This window comes from Micromonospora sp. NPDC051924 (assembly GCF_055586005.1).
In genome coordinates this window covers 163,812-178,997 of the sequence record NZ_JBVJJA010000001.1, presented here as the reverse complement: position 1 = coordinate 178,997, position 15,186 = coordinate 163,812, and the positions used below count along the sequence as shown (strand labels likewise).

Sequence of the window (15,186 nt, the reverse complement as noted above, 5' to 3'; positions counted from 1 at the left end):
GTCGGGCATCCGCGACGCCGGCGGGCACCTCGTTCGCAGCGGCGCGGGAGCGATCGGTGGGGTGTCGAGCGCGGACGCCCGGAAAGTGCAGTGGCCGCCCGGAGGAACCGGGCGGCCACTGTCACGTTCGCTCGGGGCGTCGAGCCCCGGACGGTCAGTCGTCCAACCAGTCGAGCCGGCGACCGCCACGCTCCTGCGGGGCGTCACTCCGACCCCGGCCCGCCTGGGCGGGGTCGTTGTACTGGCCGCCGCCCTGGTCGTAGCCGCGGTTGTCGTAGCCGCGGTTGTCGTAACCGCCGCCCCGCTGCTGCGGGGGCTCCTGCCCGTAGCCGCCCTGCTGGCCGTAGCCACCCTGCGAGCCCTGGCCGTAACCGTCGTTGCCGCCGTAGCCGCCGCGCTGGTCGTAGCCGTCGTAGCCCTGCTGCTGGCCGCCGTCGTAGCCGCCGGACGGGCCGCTGTCGTAGCCGCCGCGGCCCGGGCCGTTGTCGTAACCGCCCTGGGCGCCGTAGCCACCGCCCGCACCGTAGCCGTTGTCCGGCTCCGGGCCGCGGGCGTAGTGGCCCTGGTCCTGCTGGCCGTAGCCCGGCCCCTGGTCGGGCTGGTAGGTGCTGGTCGGGTACGGGTCGGCCGGCGGCGCGTACGAGGTGCTGTCGCCGGCGTAGCGGCCGGTCGGCTCGTCGTACCGGTCGCCGCCGTAGCCGCCGCTCTGGGCGGACGCGTAGCCGCCGGCCCCGGCACCGTAGTCCCGGCTCCCGTAGCCGCCGCCCGAGGACGGCGCGTTGCCGTACCCGCCACCCGACTGCGGGGCGTTGCCGTAGCCGCCGCCCGAGGAGGGGGCGTTGCCGTAGCCGTTGTTGCCGTAGCCGCCCTGGCCCGGCTCCTCGCCGTAGCCGTTGCCGGCCCAGCCGCCCGGCCCGCCGCCGTACCCGGACCCGGCCGGCGCGCCGTACGGGTCCGGCGGGACGTCGTCCACGACCGGGCGGTGCATCATCGTCGGCGCGTCGCTCAGCGAGGCGCCACCGACCATCGTCGGCGCCGGCCCGGCGCCCATCCCGTTCACCACCCGGGTCTGGTCCTCCGCGCCCCGGTAGCCGCCTCGGGCGCCCGGCACGGCACCCGCCGCGGCGGCGCCACCGGGGCCGTCCCCGTCGGCGTCATCGCCCTCGTTCTTGCGGCGCATGTAGAGCAGCACGATGGTGCCGACGCCCACGGCCACGAAGAGGCCGCCGAGCAGGATCAGCAGCCAGGAGCCGAAGCCGCCGGAGTCCTCGGCGGCGGGCTGCTGGGCGGCGGGTGCCTCGCTGGCCGGCTCGTCGGTCACCTCGTCGGTCGGCTCGTCGGTCGGCAGGGCCTCGTCGGTCGCCGACGGGGTCGCGCTCGGGCTGGCCTTGACCTCGATCGGCACGCCGAGTCGGATGCCCGTCACGGCCTGGCCGGCCGAGGCGTTGATCGACTTGGTCGCGGTCTTGCCGTCCTTGCTGGCACCCATGTCGATCGGGCCGGGCGCGATCGGGTCCGAGGTCGACCCGGTGAAGCGGAAGTTGCCGCTGCTGTCACTGGTGGCCTGGCGCTGCCGGCCCTGGCTGTCCCGCAGCATGACGAGGGCGTTCGCCACCGGCTCCCCGTTGGCCGCGATGACCACCTTGCCGGAGACCGACTTCACGGTCTGCGGCGCGGGAGGCGCCTTGGCCTTCACGGTCAGCGAGAACGACGGCGTCGCGGGACCGGAGCTGTCCGGCACCACGCGCACGGTCACGTTGGCGCTGGCGTCGCCCGCGTTGTCGTTCGCCTTCAGTGTCAGCAGGATGGTCTTCGTCGACCCAGGGGGCCCGTTGAACTGGAAGTTCCCGCAACCACTGGCGCAGCTGACCCCGGACGGCAGGCCGGTCAGGCTGATCTCACCGCTCTTGTCGTTGAGATCAGGCCGGATGGTGACACTCACGGTGGCGTCGCTGCCGGCGTTGATCGTGACCGAGCCGGGGCTGACCGTGGCGTCCGCTGCCGAGGCGGGTGTAGCGGGGACGGCGAGCAGCGCGCCGAACACCAGCGCCACGACCACACCGGCCCGCTGCTTCCAGGCACGTCGGTGTGTTGACACGTCCACCGCCTTCCGGGTCTGATCTCCGGGCCGGCCGGGTGCCGGGCCCAGGTTGATCACTCACGGTACGAATACGCCGTCGGCAACTATGCCTTGTCTGACCGGATCATCTCTACCCAGGGCCGGCCTCGACCGTGGTCGGGTCGGGTCGTATCGTCCCGTCGTGTCCTCTCCGCACACTAATTCCGCCGCTGTCGCGGCAGCCTTGACGGCGCTGGATGAGGGGCGTACGCCCGAACGGCCGGTGTTCCGGGAGGCGGTCCGTACGCTCTTGGCCGACCTCGCGGAGCGCGCCCCCGGCCGATCGGTGGAGGTGCGGGTTCCACCCTACGGTGCGGTGCAGTGCGTGCCGGGGCCGCGACACACCCGCGGAACGCCCCCGAACGTGGTGGAGATGGACCCGACGACCTGGCTGGAGCTGGCCACCGGCCGGCTCGGGTGGGCGGAGGCGGTCACCGAGGGTCGCGTACGGGTCAGCGGGATCCGCGCCGACCTCTCCGCCCTCCTGCCGCTCTAGCTGGCGGTCCCGCTGCCAGCGGGCATCACCTTCAGTCGACGAATCGTGACTGTCGGTATCGACTCGCTGTCGCGTACACTGTCAGGCGACGACGGTCCCGGCCGACCACGCGGAGCTTGCCCCCCGACTCCGCCAGGCCAGTCCAGCAGAGGGAGCGGCAGGTGCCCCGAGGCGATGGCCGGCTGAGCCACGACCTTGACCCCCAACGACCCGGCCCCCAGGACGCGTGTGGCGTCTTCGGCGTCTGGGCGCCCGGGGAGGAGGTCGCCAACCTCACCTACTTCGGGCTCTACGCCCTCCAGCACCGTGGCCAGGAGGCCGCGGGCATCGCGGTGAGCGACGGCTCCGGCGTGGTGGTCTACAAGGACCTCGGCCTGGTCGCCCAGGTCTTCGACGAGCCGACCCTGGCCAGCCTGCGCGGGCACGTCGCGATCGGCCACGCGCGCTACTCGACCACCGGCGGCTCGACCTGGGAGAACGCCCAGCCGACGATCCGCGCGACCACGGCCGGCACCACCATCGCGCTGGCCCACAACGGCAACCTGGTCAACACCGCCGAGCTCCAGCGCGAGGTGGCCGAGCGGGGGATCCACCAGGACGGATCGACCAACGACACGTCGCTGGTGACCATGCTACTCGCCAGCCGGCCGGACCTCTCGGTCGAGGCGGCCGCGCTGGAGGTGCTGCCGCAGCTGCGCGGTGCCTTCAGCTTCGTCTTCATGGACGAGTCGACCCTCTACGCCGCGCGCGACCCGCACGGCGTACGCCCGCTGGTGCTCGGCCGCCTTGAGCGCGGTTGGGTGGTCGCCAGCGAGACGGCCGCGCTGGACATCGTCGGCGCGAGCGTGGTCCGCGAGGTCGAGCCGGGTGAGCTGATCGCCATCGACGAGGACGGGCTGCGCTCCACCCGGTTCGCCGCCCCGGAGCCGAAGGGCTGCCTCTTCGAGTACGTGTACATCGCCCGCCCGGACGCCACCATCGCCGGGCGGAACGTGCACGCGGCCCGGGTGCAGATCGGCCGCCAGCTGGCCAAGGAGCACCCGGTCGAGGCCGACCTGGTGATCCCGGTGCCCGAGTCCGGCACCCCGGCCGCGATCGGCTACGCCGAGGCCTCCGGCATCACCTACGGCGCCGGCCTGATGAAGAACCCGTACGTCGGGCGCACGTTCATCCAGCCGTCGCAGACCCTGCGCCAGCTCGGCATCCGGCTCAAGCTCAACCCGCTGCGGGAGAACGTCCGCGGCAAGCGCCTGGTGGTGGTGGACGACTCGATCGTCCGGGGCAACACCCAGCGGGCCATCGTGCGGATGCTGCGCGAGGCCGGTGCGCTGGAGGTGCACGTCCGGATCTCCTCCCCGCCGGTGAGCTGGCCCTGCTTCTACGGCATCGACTTCGCCACCCGGGCCGAGCTGCTGGCCAACGGGTTGGACAACGAAGGCATCCGGCGGTCGATCGGCGCCGACACGCTGGGTTACGTATCGCTTCCCGGCCTCATCGCCGCGACCGAGCAGCCGAAGACCCGACTGTGCCGGGCGTGCTTCGATGGGGAGTATCCGATCGAACTGCCGGCCGGGAACCTGATCGGCAAGCACGTACTCGAAGGAGTGGGCCGCCGGGTCGCCGCCGAGGCGGCGAGCGCCACGCCGGACGCCACCGCCACACTCGCCACTTACCGCCCATAGCACCGCCCGACGCGGGCCCGACCGCAACCGCGGCCCGCGAGAACCACTAAGGGGAGAACCGTGACCCACGTGTCCGAGCGCAGCGGCGCAGGAACCAGCCCGACGGGCGCCGGCGGCGACCGCCAGCCCTGGACGGCGGCCACCAGCCGCACGACGCGCAAACGCTCGGTCTCCTACGCCGACGCCGGGGTGTCGATCGACGCGGGTGACCGCGCGGTCGAGCTGCTGAAGTCCAAGGTCAAGCAGACCCGACGCCCGGAGGTCATGGGTGACCTGGGCGGCTTCGCCGGCCTGTTCCGGCTGGACACCAAGAAGTACAAGAGCCCGATCCTGGCCTCGTCGACCGACGGCGTCGGCACCAAGCTGGTGATCGCCCAGCAGCTCGACATCCACGACACGGTCGGCATCGACCTGGTCGCCATGGTCGTCGACGACCTGGTCGCCTGCGGCGCCGAGCCGCTCTTCCTGCTCGACTACATCGCCACCGGCGAGGTCGTCCCGGACAAGGTCGCCGAGATCGGCGCCGGCATCGCCGACGGCTGCCGGTACGCGGGCTGCGCGCTGCTCGGCGGCGAGACCGCCGAGCACCCCGGCGTGCTGCGCCCCGACGAGTACGACATCTCCGCCACCGGCGTCGGCGTGGTGGAGGAGAGCGAGATCCTCAGCCCGGAGCGGGTCGAGGTGGGCGACGTCGTGATCGCGATGCGCTCCTCCGGCCTGCACTCCAACGGCTACTCGCTGGTCCGGCACGTGCTGCTGGGCGTCGCCCGGATGCGGCTGGACGTGGTGATCGACGACTTCGGCCGGCAGCGGACCCTCGGCGAGGAGCTGCTCACCCCCACCAAGATCTACGCGCAGGACTGCCTCAAGCTGATCGCCGAGGCCGAGGTGCGGGCGCTGGCCCACGTCACCGGCGGCGGCATCCCGGGCAACCTGGTCCGGGTCCTGCCCGAGCACGTCGACGCGGTGGTCAACCGGTCGACCTGGAAGCCGCAGCCGATCTTCGACCTGATCCAGTCCAAGGGCCGGATCGAGGACCCGGAGATGGAGGCGACGTTCAACATGGGCGTCGGCATGTTCGCCATCGTCTCCGCCGAGGACGCCGACCGCGCGCTGGCCACCCTGACCGGCCGTGGCGTCGACGCCTGGCAGGCCGGCGAGATCATCGAGGGCTCCGGCAACGTGCAGATGATCGGTCAGCACACCCGAGGATGATCACGCTCCGGTGATCATCCGGCCACCTGATCGGGGGTTCACCCGAGTGGCCACCGCCGCCTAGCCTGAAGGGTCTGAAGGCTAGGCGGGGGAGGGTTGATGGCTGCGCGTACGCATCCGGGAATGCGCGGGATCGCTGCGGTTCCCTCGTACGTGGTGATGCAGCCGACCACGCTCTGCAACCTCGACTGTGTCTACTGCTACCTGCCGATGCGGGCGGCGGACCGGCGGATGCCGGTCGCGGTCGCCGAGGCGGTGGCGGCGTCGGTGAACCCGTGGGCGGCCGCCGGCCGCTTCTCGGTGGTCTGGCACGGCGGGGAGCCCCTCGCGGCCGGCAGGGAGCATCTGGCGGCCCTGCTGGCCCCGTTCGGGCCGGAGGTGGAGCACCACGTCCAGACCAACGCCACGCTGATCGACGACGCCTGGTGCGCCTTCTTCGCGGAGCACGGCATCCGGGTCAGCGTGAGCGTGGACGGGCCGCCGGAGCGCAACACCGAGCGGGTCACCCGGGGCGGCCGGCCGGCGTACGACCGGATCCTGGCCGGGGTGGCGGCGCTGCGCCGGCACGGGTTGCCCTTCTCGGCCCTGGCGGTGGTCTCGCGGCCGGCGCCGGGCCTCGCCACCGAGCTGTACGACTACTTCCTCGACCTCGGATGCGACGTGCTCGGCGTCAACATCGAGGAGACCGAGGGGGTCAACACCCGGACCAACGCCCGGGACGCCGCGGCGGTGACCGGCTTCTGGGCGGAGCTGGTGGCCGCCTGGCGCCGCGATCCCCGGATCCACCTGCGCGAGGTGGAGTGGTCGCTGCGCTACGCCGGGGCCGTGCTGGACGGCACCGCGGACGACCTGCTGCCCCGCCGGCTGGATCCGATCCCCACCGTCGCCCAGGACGGCTCGGTGGTCGTGCTCTCCCCGGAGCTGGCCGGCTTCACCGACCCCCGGTACGGCGACTTCAGCAGCGGCAACGTGCTGGCCACCCCGCTGACCGAGATCCTGGCCGGCGCCGGGCGTACGCCCTGGGTGGGGGAGTTCCTCACCGGGGTCGAGGCGTGCCGTTCGTCCTGCCCCTACTTTGGGTTCTGCGGCGGCGGCCACGCGGCCAACCGCTACTTCGAGCTGGGGCGTTTTGACGGTACGGAGACCGAGCACTGCCGCAACAGCAAGATCCGCCTATTGGAGGGAGTGTTGGAGCATGCCCGAGACCATGAGTCACCGGCAGCCTGAGCGCGTCGGGAGAGCCGACCAGGACCCGGTCGCCGACCGGGTGCGGGAAGCCGCCGTGGGGTTGACCGCACTGCTCCACGAGGCGGAGGCCGCGCGGCTGCTGCGGGCGGAGGTGTCGGGTGGCGACGGCGCCAGCGCGGTCTGCGCCTGGAACCACTTCGAGAACATCCCGACGTTCTACAACTGGAACAACCGGCCGCGCTGAGGGTGCGGCACCGGGATCAGGGACCTGGCCGGTGGGTTGACACGGCAGGTCCCTGATCGTCGGTCGGTACGCCGGCTTCCGCAGAGCACATGCGTGAGCACGCGGGGCTTACCGCGTGCTCAGATGCGACCGGAGGTCAGCGGGCCGGACGCGCCCAGGAATCCGGGTCGTCGTCCGCGTGATCCTCATCATCGTCGTCGACATACTCTTTGTAGTCGTCGTCGAAGTTGTGCTCAGACTTACCAGCACCCGCCAGTTCGCGCTGCAAGGCGGTGAGGTCGGTGTTCGGGGAGTGGTACTTCAACTCCCGGGCCACCTTCGTCTGCTTGGCCTTAGCACGGCCGCGCCCCATGGCTCGACCCCCTCGCACAGAATGCGGGGCAGCCCGAAGGCGGGCCCCGATGACGTCAGGCATCTCTCGTGGCTCTTACGGTACATGGGGATGCCACCGTTCGGCACCTCGGGTTACCGTCAGCCGGCCCTGCGCGTCGCAGTTACCCGGCCGTCACAAAGTGTACCCGGTAAGGAGCGATACCTGGGACCGGCCGTGACAGCGGGCAAACCGGTGCGAAACGTCCCATTTTCCAGCTTAACGCCGGGGTGGTCGGGCGCGCGACCCGGGGGCGGAGCAGGCGCCCCGCCCCCGGGTGACGTTCACCGCAGATGAATCGTGCGCAGCCGGCCGACCTCGGCCATCCGCCGCTCGGCGAGCCGGTCCGCGGCCACCGCCGGCGGGACGCCCTCGTCGTCGGCAAGGCGGAGGATCTCGCGGGTGGTGTCGTAGATGCGGGTGGCCCGGAGCTTCGCCCGCTCGAAGTTGAAGCCCTCGATCTCGTCGGCGACCTGGATCACACCGCCGGCGTTCACCACGTAGTCCGGGGCGTAGAGGATGCCCCGGTCGGCGAGGACCTTCTCGATGCCCGGGTGGGCGAGCTGGTTGTTCGCCGCGCCGGCGACCACCTTGGCCCGCAGCACCGGCACGGTGTCGTCGTTCAGGGCGCCGCCCAGCGCGCAGGGGGCGTACACGTCGATGTCGGAGGCGACCAGGGCGGCGGTGTCGTCCACCAGCTCGACCTGAGGATGGGTGGCGCGCACCCACTCCAGGGCCTTCGGGTTGACGTCGGTCGCCACCACCTCGGCGCCGTCCTCCAGCAGGTGCGCGGTCAGGTACTTGCCGACCTTGCCCAGGCCGGCCACGCCGACCCGCCGGCCGGACAGGGTCGGGGCGCCCCAGACGTGCTCGGCGGCGGCCCGCATGCCCTGGAAGACGCCCCAGGCGGTGAGGATCGAGGAATCGCCGGCGCCACCGTGCTCGACGCTGCGGCCGGTGACGTACCTCGTCTCGCGGGCGATCACGTCCATGTCGGCCACGTAGGTGCCGACGTCGCAGGCGGTGTAGTAGCGCCCGGCGAGGGACTCCACGAAGCGCCCGTACGCGCGCAGCAGGGCCTCGCTCTTGATCTGCTCCGGGTCACCCCAGATGACCGCCTTGCCGCCGCCGAGGTCGAGGCCGGCCAGGGCGTTCTTGTACGCCATGCCCCGGGAGAGGTCGAGCACGTCGGCGAGGGCCTCCTCCTCGCTCGCGTACGGGTAGAACCGGGTACCGCCGAGCGCGGGGCCCAGCGCGGTCGAGTAGATCCCGATGATCGCCTTCAGCCCGGACTGCTTGTCCTGGCAGAAGACCACCTGTTCGTGACCCGTGGCTCCCGGGTCTTCGGTGCTGGCGAAAACGCCCATCGCTGACTCCTGTGTCGGTGTGCGCCCTTGTGGGGTGCGACCTGGTGACGCCGGCGGGATGCTGCCGGTGCTGCTGAGCCTAATATCGGCCGAAGCCGTACTGTCGCGCACGTCACGCCACCTCGTCGCGGCGGCGGCGTACGGGTCCCGTCTCGTGGGAGGATCGCGCCGTGCCGTCGCTCTTCGCTTCTTACCTGCGCGTGTACGAGCCGCTGACCGCCTTCGATCGGGAACGTCAGTCGTTCTGGCGCCGGTACGTGCACGAGGGCCGGGCGATCGCCCCGCTCGAGGGTCCGGTACGGCAGCGGACCGCGGTGATCGAGGCGCTCGGCGCGGGCTGGACCCGGCTGCCCGACCTGCCCGACGAGGCGTACGTCCTGGAGGCAGACGACACCCTGCTGGTCTGCCCGTGGAACCTGCGGGTCCGGGTCGCCGAGGCGGCGCTCAGCGCCCGGGACGGCGTGCCCTCGGTGCTGGCCGACGCGTTCGTGCCGCCGATCCTGGCCGGGCAGGCCAAGGCGGTGGTGGAGGACTGGCGCAGCGGGGCGCGGGTGCTGGAGCACGGGGTGCCGCGGGTGCACGAGCAGATCGCCACCTGGGGCGTGCCGCTGCGCTGGTTCGTGCTCTTCGAGACGCAGGAGCGACACCTGGTCACCGACCCGGCCCGGCGCGCGCTGCGCTACCGCACCGAGATCTCCAAGGCGCGCCGCCGCTCGTCCCGCGCGCTGTCGGTGCTGCGCAAGTCGGTCGGCGACGCGCCGATCACCGAGGCGGTCGAGGAGGCCGCTCGCTGGCTGGAGGAGTTCCACCCGCGCTCAGTGGTGGAGCTGGACTATGGCGGCCTGGTGCAGCTGCTGCCGGACGAGACCCTGGCGGCCGACGACTCGACCGAGCTGGTCGCCGCGGGGCTGGCCGGGCTCTCCCGGGGCGAGGCGGAGGAGGCCTCGGCGGCGTACGACAAGCTGGTCGCCCGGTGGCGGGCGGTGCAGCTGCTGGAGCGCTGCAACTAGGCTCCGGACCCCGGCCCGAATTGCCCCGGCTGATGCCTCTCGATGCGAGACTGTCTCGTAGTTGACGCATCACGAACCGTGATCATGAGTCCGAATAAGGTAGTTTCTGCGGCATAAAAGTCGTAAAAATCGGGCATGGTTCATCCGTCCGTCTAGGGACCTCCAGCCGTTCGGCCCATGTCGGACATCGGGGACTAGCCGGACCATGGGAGACGCGTCGGCCGGCGGGACCCCGGCCGATGTCTATACATGTGGAGGAGTGACCCCGATGGCATCGCGAACGCACGAACCAGAGCCGCTACTCACGCCGGCCGAGGTGGCGTCGATGTTCCGTGTCGACCCGAAGACGGTTACCCGGTGGGCCAAGGCTGGCAAGCTCAGCGCCATCCGGACCCTGGGCGGCCACCGCCGTTACCGCGAGTCGGAGGTCCGGGCCCTGCTGCAGGGGCAGATCCCCCAGCAGCGTCAGGGGGACTGAGGACCCGGACGTTTTTCCAGCGTTCCGATCAGGGGCGGCCGGACGTACGCGAGAGCGACGATCCGCCGCCCTTCGTCGTGTCCGGGGTTACGGCTCGTCCAGCACGATCCGCAGCCCGACCGTGCCGCTCTCGCCCCGCCGCAGCCGGCTGCCCAGCAGGCTCAACCGGCCGATCAGCCGGTACTTCTGCTTCAACAGGCCGCGGATCCGCCGGGTCGCCGCCGGGTCCAGGATCGACGCGTGCCCCGGCGCCGCCTCGCCGTGCGGCCGCCCGCGTACGTCGCACGGGGCCACCGTCACCCGGCCGTCCCGCCGGATCCGCTTGACCTTGCCGGAGTCCGACACCGTCCAGACCGCCAGCGCGTTGCCGTCCCGCACCGCCCAGACCGGCGTCGGCACCGCCCGACCGTCCTTCCGGAAGGTCGTCAGCAGCACGTACTTCTCCGCCGCCAGGCGGTCCAGGTCGGTCACGCCGCCCAGGATACGGCCGCGACAGCCCCGCCGAGTCCGGATAGCGTGATCGCCGTGAGCGCGAGGAGTGAGCCGGGTCTGCGAGCCCCGCAGTCGCGAACAGAGACAGGCCCGTGACCGGGGAACCCACCATCGGCGACGTGTTCGGCGAGATGATCCGTGACGCGTACGCCGTCGCCACCGGGATCGGACCCCGGCCGCTGGTCGGCGGGCGACTCCCCCGGCCCGTCATCGAGATCATCGAGAGGGACGACGGGCTGGTCAACGGCGCTCCCACCGAGCACTACCTGGACCCGCCGGCGGCGTGGCAGCCGTACGACCACCGGGCCGTCGCCCGGGTCCACGGCGAGGTGCTGGACGTCGGCGTCGGCGCCGGCCGGATCGCGCTGCACCTCCAGGAGCAGGGGGTGCCGGTCACCGGGCTGGACACCTCCCTCGGCGCGCTGCGGGTCTGCCGGCACCGGGGCGTACGCGACCTGGTGCACGGCACCGTCGACGAGCACGTGGCCGACGGCCGGCGGTACGACACCTTCCTGCTGCTCGGCAACAACCTGGGGCTTGTCGAGGGGCGGGAACGGGCCCCCGCGTTCCTGGCGGCCCTCGCCGCGCTGGCCCGGCCCGGGGCGCAGATCATCGCGCACGGCACCGACCCGTACGGCACCACCGATCCGGTGCACACCGAATACCACGAGCTCAACCGGCGGCGTGGCCGGCTCGGCGGGCAGCTCCGGCTGCGGCTGCGCTACCGGATGCTCGGCACCGAGTGGTTCGACCATCTGGTGTGCTCGGTCGACGAGTTCGCGGAACTGGTCCACGGCTCACCCTGGCGACTGGTCGACGTGGACGATCGGGACCGCCCGTACTACCTGGCGACGCTGAAGCTGGCCTGAGCGGTGGGCTCCCCGGAGGAGCCCACCGCCGTACGTCTCAGACCTGCACGGTCGGGGTGGTCTGCTCCGGCGGGAGGCCGCCGTCGCCGTCGACCACCTCGTCGGGGGTGCCGTCCTCGTCGATGTCGACCATGGTGATGTCCACCTTGCCGTCACCGTCGGTGTCGAACTGGAAGAGGTCGGCCTTGCCGTCGCCGTCGGTGTCCACCACCCACACGTCGGTCTTCCCGTCGTTGTTGGTGTCCGCGCGCAGCAGGTCCACCCGCTCGTCGCCGCGGGTCTCCACAATCTCGGTGCTCTCCGCGCTCTCCGGTGCCTGACTCATCTCGGTCCTTCCCTCGGCGTTGGAGGCCGTCTGTACCCGATCCGGCGCGCCCCCACGCATGCCGCCCGGGTCGGCCCTGCATAGGGTCGCACCCATGAACGAGCGGAGCGGGCGGCCCGGCGCGGCGGAGACCCCGCGCGTCACCGCGCGCGGCGAGGGGACGTCATGAGTGGTCGTTTTGTGGTCGTCGGGGCCGGCACGATGGGCCTCGGCATCGCGTACGTCGCGGCCGGCGCCGGCTACGCGGCCGAGCTGGTCGAGGTGGACGCGGAGCGCGGCGCCGCCGCCGTACGGCGCCTCGGCGAGCTGTGGGAGCGCGGGGTCCAGCGCGGCAAGCTGACCGCCGAGCAGGCGGCGGCGAACCGGGAGCGGGTCACCCTGCGGGCCGGCCTCGCCGAGGTCGCCGAGGGGCCCGACGTGATCGTCGAGGCGGTACCCGAGCGGCTCGACCTCAAGCGGGCGGTGCTGCGGGAGGCCGAGGCGCGGCGTCCCGCCCTGCTCGGCAGCAACACCTCCAGCATCCCGATCGCCGAGCTGGCCGACGGGCTGGACCGGCCGGCGGACTTCCTCGGGCTGCACTTCTTCAACCCGGTGTGGGCGATGGCGCTGCTGGAGATCGTGGTCGGCCCGGCCACCGCCGCCGGCACCACCGAGGCGGCCGTCGCGCTCGCCGGGCGGCTGGGCAAGGACCCCGTCGTCGTACGCGACATGCCCGGCTTCGCCACCTCCCGGCTCGGCGTCACCCTCGGGCTGGAGGCGATCCGGATGGTCGCCGACGGGGTGGCCAGCCCCGCCGACATCGACAAGGCGATGGTGCTCGGCTACCGGCACCCGGTGGGCCCGCTGGAGCTGACCGACCTGGTCGGGCTGGACGTCCGCCTCGACATCGCCCGCACCCTCCAGGCCGCGTACGGGGACCGGTTCGCGCCGCCGCCGCTGCTGCTGGAGATGGTGGCCGCGGGAAAGCTCGGCAAGAAGTCCGGCCAGGGCTTCTACACCTGGGAAGGCGGGATCAAGCAGTGACTGGGCTGCGGATCGAGGAGCTGCCCGACCGGCTGGTGGTCACCCTGGACCGGCCGGAGAAGCGCAACGCCATCGACGCCGACCTGATCGCCGAGCTGCACGCGGTCTGCGCGGAGCTGGAGGCGCGGCCCCGGCTGTTGCTGCTCACCGGCGGGGCCGAGGGCATCTTCGCCGGCGGGGCGGACATCGGCCAGCTCCGCGAGCGTGGCCGGCTGGACGCGCTGGCGGCCATCAACCAGGCCGCCTTCGCCCGGATCCGGGCGCTGCCCATGCCGACCGTGGCGGCCGTGGACGGCCCGGCCCTAGGCGGCGGCGCCGAGCTGGCGTACGCCTGCGACCTGCGGGTGTGCACGGCGCGTGCGGTGTTCGGCCAGCCCGAGGTGCGGCTGGGCATCCTGGCCGGCGCGGGCGCCACCCACCGCCTGCCGGCGCTGATCGGCGAGGCCCGGGCCAAGGAGCTGCTCTTCACCGGCCGGCGGGTGGACGCCGAGGAGGCGCTGCGGATCGGGCTGGTGAACCGGGTGGTGGCCGAGCCGGCGGAGCTGCTGCCCACCGCGCACGGCCTGCTTGACGAGATCGCGAAGGGCTCGGCGCTGGCGGTGCGGCTGAGCAAGCTGGCCGTGGACGCCCCGCCGGCCGCCCACCCGCAACTCGACCTGCTCAGCCAGGCGGTGCTCTTCGAGGACGAGGAGAAGCACCGGCGGATGACCGAGTTCCTGGAACGCCGCCGGTCCCGCTGACCGTCCATACAGGACGAGGGCCGCACCGGTTCGCCGGTGCGGCCCTCGCCGTCAGGAGTCAGTGCCGGATCTGCACCCCGGCGTCGGCCAGCGCGGTGATCACGTGCGCGGACTCACCGAAGCCGATCACCAGTACGGCGTCCGCGCCGAAATCCTTGATCTGCTTGGCGCCGTCGCTGAAGTCGACCGGCGGGGCCTTGGCGTCGGCCGGCGGCTCGTAGGTGAGCAGCTTGACCCGATCCGCGCCCAGGCCGGCCCGCTCCAGCTCGGCGCGGACGTTCTCCTGGAGGCCCTCGCCGTAGGAGTCCTTACGGGCGACGATGGCGACCTTGTGCGGGCCGTCCCGCAGGATCACGTCGGCCAGGGCCCGGCCCTGCAGGATGTCCGACGGGGCGGTACGGAAGTAGAGGCCCTTGTCGTCGATGGTGGTCAGCCCGGCGTCGGTGTTCGACGGGGAGAAGAGCACCCGGCCGGCGGCCACCACGTCGGGCAGCACGGCCCGGGAAATGCCCGACGCGGCCGCACCGATGATCACCTGCACGCCCTTGCTGACGTGCGAGGCGACCGTCGCCTTGGCGATCTGCGGGTTGGTGCCGTCGTCGCCGTCGACCCAGACCATCGGCTCGCCGAGCACGCCGCCCGCGGCGTTGACGTCCTTGAGGGCCAGCGCCGCGCCGGCCGCCATCGGCGGGTAGGCCAGCGCCAGGTCACCGGTCTTCGGCAGCAGGCCGCCGAGGACCAGCGGGGCGCCGGCTTCCCGGCCCGGCTTGCCGCGCTGCTTCTTGCCGCGCGGCGGGGCCTTGGTGCTCGCCGCGGACTCGTCACCGGCGCCGACGAACTCGGTCTTGCCGTCGTCGATCTTCTTGTCGTCGAAGTGCAGGGTGGCGTAGCTGGCGGTGGCCGGCTCGCCGGCGTCGGTGAACCCGGCCCGGTTCAGCGACACCCCCCGGTACTCGATGTCCTGGCCCTGGCGGGCGAGCTGGAGGCAGCTCGCCGGATCCTCGCAGCGCTGCCCGCTGGTGGTCACCCCGACGATCTGCTTGGCGATTTCACCCGGGTCGGTGGTGCCGGCGAGCTGGGCGGCCAGCGCGCTGATCACGACGGCGTCGTACGTCTCGGCCGAGTAGAGGTAGTCCTTCAACCCTGGGTCTACCGTGCGTAGCCGATCCTTGAAGGTCTCGGGCAGCGGCGTGAGCGGGATGGTGCCCTTCATGCCGTTGACGAGATCCCCGCGGTCCTTGAGTTCATCGACGTACGAGTTCTGCATGTTGCCGTCGGTGCCGTAGAGGCGCACCTGGGTGGTGGTGGCCGCCCCGTCGGGCTTGTCGCTCCCGCAGGCGCTGGTGGCGAGCAGGAGCGCCGCGCAGGCCGTGGACATGGCCGCGCGCGACGCGCGTGATACGAGCATGGTCGTCCTTCCTCCGGCGAAGGTCCGCTGCGCACATTAGCGTGCCGGCGCGGGCCGTGGGACCGTGGAGGTCGCTCCGTCGGCAGCCCGACTGCGGGTATCACTCAGCGTGATGGCGGCGCTGTTTCGGGGTCACCGCTTGACCCCCGGAAGTACTGTT

General features: G+C 72.3%; 16 protein-coding genes. 10 read left to right on the top strand and 6 right to left on the bottom strand.

All coding sequences use genetic code 11. The annotated features are described in order from the left end of the window. Window positions 1-154: 154 nt before the first annotated feature. Window positions 155-2,098, bottom strand: a complete 1,944-nt coding sequence (locus tag ACZ6S5_RS00910; RefSeq protein ID WP_465996363.1) for a carboxypeptidase regulatory-like domain-containing protein — start codon at window positions 2,096-2,098, stop codon at window positions 155-157. Window positions 2,099-2,261: 163 nt separating this feature from the next. Between ACZ6S5_RS00910 and ACZ6S5_RS00905 the strand changes: the two genes are divergently transcribed. The 5 genes from ACZ6S5_RS00905 to amcA all read left to right on the top strand — a co-directional run bounded on the left by ACZ6S5_RS00905 (window position 2,262) and on the right by amcA (window position 6,944). Continuing rightward, window positions 2,262-2,615 carry a sterol carrier family protein gene (locus ACZ6S5_RS00905; protein WP_465996361.1) on the top strand — a complete coding sequence of 118 codons (354 nt, stop codon included), beginning with the start codon at window positions 2,262-2,264 and terminating at the stop codon, window positions 2,613-2,615. 161 nt (window positions 2,616-2,776) lie between these two features. Then, window positions 2,777-4,297, top strand: coding sequence for an amidophosphoribosyltransferase (gene purF, locus ACZ6S5_RS00900; RefSeq protein WP_465996360.1), 1,521 nt, complete (start codon window positions 2,777-2,779; stop codon window positions 4,295-4,297). A gap of 60 nt (window positions 4,298-4,357) precedes the next feature. Next, on the top strand, window positions 4,358-5,512 hold the full coding sequence (gene purM, locus ACZ6S5_RS00895) for a phosphoribosylformylglycinamidine cyclo-ligase (protein WP_465996358.1): 1,155 nt from the start codon (window positions 4,358-4,360) through the stop codon (window positions 5,510-5,512). 123 nt (window positions 5,513-5,635) lie between these two features. Further along, window positions 5,636-6,739: a cyclophane-forming radical SAM peptide maturase AmcB gene (amcB, locus tag ACZ6S5_RS00890; protein WP_465996523.1), complete on the top strand. Its 1,104-nt coding sequence runs from the start codon at window positions 5,636-5,638 to the stop codon at window positions 6,737-6,739. After that, entirely contained in the window at window positions 6,708-6,944 is a 237-nt protein-coding gene (gene amcA, locus ACZ6S5_RS00885) for a multiple cyclophane-containing RiPP AmcA (protein WP_465996356.1), read from the top strand. Before amcB ends, amcA begins: the two co-directional genes overlap by 32 nt. A 136-nt stretch (window positions 6,945-7,080) precedes the next feature. On the opposite strand, the gene ACZ6S5_RS00880 is transcribed toward amcA, so the two are convergent. Together ACZ6S5_RS00880 and ACZ6S5_RS00875 are read right to left on the bottom strand one after the other, a co-directional pair. Further along, window positions 7,081-7,296 (bottom strand): DUF3073 domain-containing protein, encoded by a 216-nt coding sequence (locus ACZ6S5_RS00880; protein ID WP_465996354.1) that lies wholly within the window; start codon window positions 7,294-7,296, stop codon window positions 7,081-7,083. 302 nt (window positions 7,297-7,598) lie between these two features. Further along, the gene (locus ACZ6S5_RS00875) at window positions 7,599-8,681 is read right to left on the bottom strand and encodes a Glu/Leu/Phe/Val family dehydrogenase (RefSeq protein ID WP_465996353.1); all 1,083 of its coding nucleotides are present in this window, start codon (window positions 8,679-8,681) and stop codon (window positions 7,599-7,601) included. 170 nt (window positions 8,682-8,851) lie between these two features. On the opposite strand from ACZ6S5_RS00875, the gene ACZ6S5_RS00870 reads away from it, so the two are divergent. Together ACZ6S5_RS00870 and ACZ6S5_RS00865 are read left to right on the top strand one after the other, a co-directional pair. Further along, entirely contained in the window at window positions 8,852-9,691 is an 840-nt protein-coding gene (locus tag ACZ6S5_RS00870) for a DUF8083 family protein (protein WP_465996351.1), read from the top strand. Between the two features lie 268 nt (window positions 9,692-9,959). Beyond that, window positions 9,960-10,169, top strand: coding sequence for a BldC family transcriptional regulator (locus ACZ6S5_RS00865; RefSeq protein WP_007073996.1), 210 nt, complete (start codon window positions 9,960-9,962; stop codon window positions 10,167-10,169). A gap of 87 nt (window positions 10,170-10,256) precedes the next feature. Here the strand turns inward: ACZ6S5_RS00865 and ACZ6S5_RS00860 are convergent, their stop codons facing one another. Next, window positions 10,257-10,640 (bottom strand): PPOX class F420-dependent oxidoreductase, encoded by a 384-nt coding sequence (locus ACZ6S5_RS00860; RefSeq protein ID WP_465996349.1) that lies wholly within the window; start codon window positions 10,638-10,640, stop codon window positions 10,257-10,259. A 113-nt stretch (window positions 10,641-10,753) separates the two neighbouring features. Here ACZ6S5_RS00860 and ACZ6S5_RS00855 point away from each other — a divergent pair, with 113 nt between their 5' ends. Beyond that, window positions 10,754-11,530 (top strand): class I SAM-dependent methyltransferase, encoded by a 777-nt coding sequence (locus ACZ6S5_RS00855; protein ID WP_465996347.1) that lies wholly within the window; start codon window positions 10,754-10,756, stop codon window positions 11,528-11,530. 37 nt (window positions 11,531-11,567) lie between these two features. Here the strand turns inward: ACZ6S5_RS00855 and ACZ6S5_RS00850 are convergent, their stop codons facing one another. Next, window positions 11,568-11,855: a hypothetical protein gene (locus ACZ6S5_RS00850; protein ID WP_465996346.1), complete on the bottom strand. Its 288-nt coding sequence runs from the start codon at window positions 11,853-11,855 to the stop codon at window positions 11,568-11,570. 165 nt (window positions 11,856-12,020) lie between these two features. On the opposite strand from ACZ6S5_RS00850, the gene ACZ6S5_RS00845 reads away from it, so the two are divergent. Together ACZ6S5_RS00845 and ACZ6S5_RS00840 are read left to right on the top strand one after the other, a co-directional pair. Then, window positions 12,021-12,878: a 3-hydroxyacyl-CoA dehydrogenase family protein gene (locus tag ACZ6S5_RS00845; RefSeq protein WP_465996344.1), complete on the top strand. Its 858-nt coding sequence runs from the start codon at window positions 12,021-12,023 to the stop codon at window positions 12,876-12,878. Then, complete coding sequence (locus ACZ6S5_RS00840) at window positions 12,875-13,618, top strand: enoyl-CoA hydratase/isomerase family protein (RefSeq protein WP_465996342.1); 744 nt, start codon at window positions 12,875-12,877, stop codon at window positions 13,616-13,618. Before ACZ6S5_RS00845 ends, ACZ6S5_RS00840 begins: the two co-directional genes overlap by 4 nt. A 58-nt stretch (window positions 13,619-13,676) precedes the next feature. Here ACZ6S5_RS00840 and ACZ6S5_RS00835 read toward each other — a convergent pair whose 3' ends face one another. Further along, entirely contained in the window at window positions 13,677-15,026 is a 1,350-nt protein-coding gene (locus ACZ6S5_RS00835; RefSeq protein ID WP_465996340.1) for an ABC transporter substrate-binding protein, read from the bottom strand. Window positions 15,027-15,186: the final 160 nt, after the last annotated feature.

What these genes read in the sequence shown, in the direction of transcription:
- ACZ6S5_RS00850 (WP_465996346.1), bottom strand. Translation starts at nt 11,855, where the DNA reads ATGAGTCAGGCACCGGAGAGCGCGGAGAGCACCGAGATTGTGGAGACC.
- amcB (WP_465996523.1), top strand. Translation starts at nt 5,636, where the DNA reads ATGCGCGGGATCGCTGCGGTTCCCTCGTACGTGGTGATGCAGCCGACC.
- ACZ6S5_RS00880 (WP_465996354.1), bottom strand. Translation starts at nt 7,296, where the DNA reads ATGGGGCGCGGCCGTGCTAAGGCCAAGCAGACGAAGGTGGCCCGGGAG.
- amcA (WP_465996356.1), top strand. Translation starts at nt 6,708, where the DNA reads ATGCCCGAGACCATGAGTCACCGGCAGCCTGAGCGCGTCGGGAGAGCC.
- ACZ6S5_RS00865 (WP_007073996.1), top strand. Translation starts at nt 9,960, where the DNA reads ATGGCATCGCGAACGCACGAACCAGAGCCGCTACTCACGCCGGCCGAG.
- ACZ6S5_RS00835 (WP_465996340.1), bottom strand. Translation starts at nt 15,026, where the DNA reads ATGCTCGTATCACGCGCGTCGCGCGCGGCCATGTCCACGGCCTGCGCG.
- ACZ6S5_RS00875 (WP_465996353.1), bottom strand. Translation starts at nt 8,681, where the DNA reads ATGGGCGTTTTCGCCAGCACCGAAGACCCGGGAGCCACGGGTCACGAA.
- ACZ6S5_RS00845 (WP_465996344.1), top strand. Translation starts at nt 12,021, where the DNA reads ATGAGTGGTCGTTTTGTGGTCGTCGGGGCCGGCACGATGGGCCTCGGC.